This window comes from Trueperaceae bacterium, assembly GCA_036381035.1.
Taxonomy (GTDB): domain Bacteria; phylum Deinococcota; class Deinococci; order Deinococcales; family Trueperaceae; genus DASRWD01.
On sequence record DASVDQ010000163.1, the window covers coordinates 1 to 1,694 of the forward strand.

Genomic DNA, 1,694 nt, shown 5'->3' on the forward strand with positions numbered 1-1,694 from the left:
GGATCCGAGGCGCGGGCCACCTGACTTGCCACACTATGCGCTCATGCACACGATGTATACACGTTTTAGATCGTTTTCAAGGCGTTGAGCAGTGAGCCGAACTCGCTGGTACTGAGGTCGAGGTGCGGCATGTCCGGGAACTTCGAGTCGCGGATCTTGATCCGGGTGCCGGCGTCACCGACCTCGACACAAACCGGTGTTGGCGCCGCATGCCGTGCGCCACGACACCTCCGACGACAGTTCGACGCACGTGTTACTGGCGCCGCAGTGGCTGAACTTCACCCACATAACTTGATCATCCTTCCTTTCTGGGCCGGCCACCTCGATCCGGGACGTATCCGGCGTACCAGTCACGCACGGCGTCCAGATCGAAGCGCGGACGGCCTACTCCCTCATTCGCCCGGTCCGGGAACCCATTGCGGGCACGCCGGACCCACCAAACGTATACCTGCTGTCGAGACACGGGGCGGGCTTCCGTAGAAAGCGCCTCGGCCACGCCCTGGAAGCCCGCGAGTGGCGCATCACGTGTGGCGTCATCCACGTCAGTCTCCTTCCCTCTAGAACGCCGATAAGGGCCCGGTCCGAAGACCGGGCCCTACCCCATCTTACGTGTTTACTTGTGGAGCAGCTCCGCGACCAGGGAGTTGCGCGCCCGCGCGCCCTCGCCGTCGTACTGCTCCTGCAGGCGAGCGGTGCTGGACTGCCGCTTGGCCTCGTGGTCGAAGTAGTCCGTGAGGCCGTTGAGCAGCCCGTAGCCGGTGCCCGCGAAGCCGTTGGTCTCGTCGTCCAGGTAGCAGCTGAGGATCCCGGTGATCACGCGCTCCTTGCGCTTCTCGGAGCCCTTGATCACTCGGCCGAGCACCCACTCGGCCTTCTCGTCCGAGACGGGGACCTGCAGCAGCTCGTTGAGCTCCCGCTCCAGCTCGTCCTGGTACTTGAGCGACAGCCGCAGGGTGTCCCGCGCCTGCTGGATCTTGCCGGCGACGTCACCGACGTGCCGCATGCTCCACTTCTGCTTGGCCTGAGCGATCATGATCGAGGTCATGTTCTCGCAGGCCATGCGGACCGGGGTGACGTACGCCTGGAGGCCCGTGGTGCCGTTGTGGCTGGTCCGGATGGTGAGGTACAGGTCCACCGGGTCCTTGCCGTCGACCATGATCGTGTGGCCGTTCAGCTTCATGACCCCGAAGACGATCTTGCCGCCGTACTGCTCGCCGGCCGCGATCCACTCGCCGCCCTCGTCGAAGACGAGGTGGTCGGCGAACGTGAACGCCTCGACGTTCTGGACCGGGACGTAGTCGCCGCCGACCTGGCCGAAGATCTTGCCGTCCAGGGGGCGCTGGATGTCGAAGACGTCCTCCGCCTCGACGAGCTGCCCGTCGAGGTTCGGCGCCATCACGGTGATCGGCTCGTAGCCGTCCTCCTGGCTGGTGACGGGGATGTACGGGGGCCGGCGGAAGAGCGTGGTCTTCTCGACGGTCCAGTCCAGGCCGGCCGCCTCGAGCAGCTCCCGACTGGTCGCGCCGGCGCTGATCTCGACCATGTTCTCCGCCCAGGGGAGGCGCTTGACGTCGAGCTCCGTGTTCGGCATGGTGCCGTTCCTTCCTGTCTTGCCAACTTCCTGCTGGCATGACCAGCTTAGCCAGCGCGGCAACTCATGTAAACACGTTTTTCAAGATTTTCTACAGGTACGG

Annotated in this window: 1 protein-coding gene; it reads right to left on the reverse strand. The window is 64.7% G+C overall.

Going from position 1 to position 1,694, the window contains the following annotated elements:
• Positions 1-613: 613 nt before the first annotated feature.
• Positions 614-1,591: a DUF932 domain-containing protein gene (locus tag VF202_15740; GenBank protein HEX7041569.1), complete on the reverse strand. Its 978-nt coding sequence runs from the start codon at positions 1,589-1,591 to the stop codon at positions 614-616.
• Between the last annotated feature and the right edge of the window lie 103 nt (positions 1,592-1,694).

Coding starts and splice junctions, on each gene's coding strand:
- VF202_15740 (HEX7041569.1), bottom strand. CDS start 1,591: ATGCCGAACACGGAGCTCGACGTCAAGCGCCTCCCCTGGGCGGAGAAC.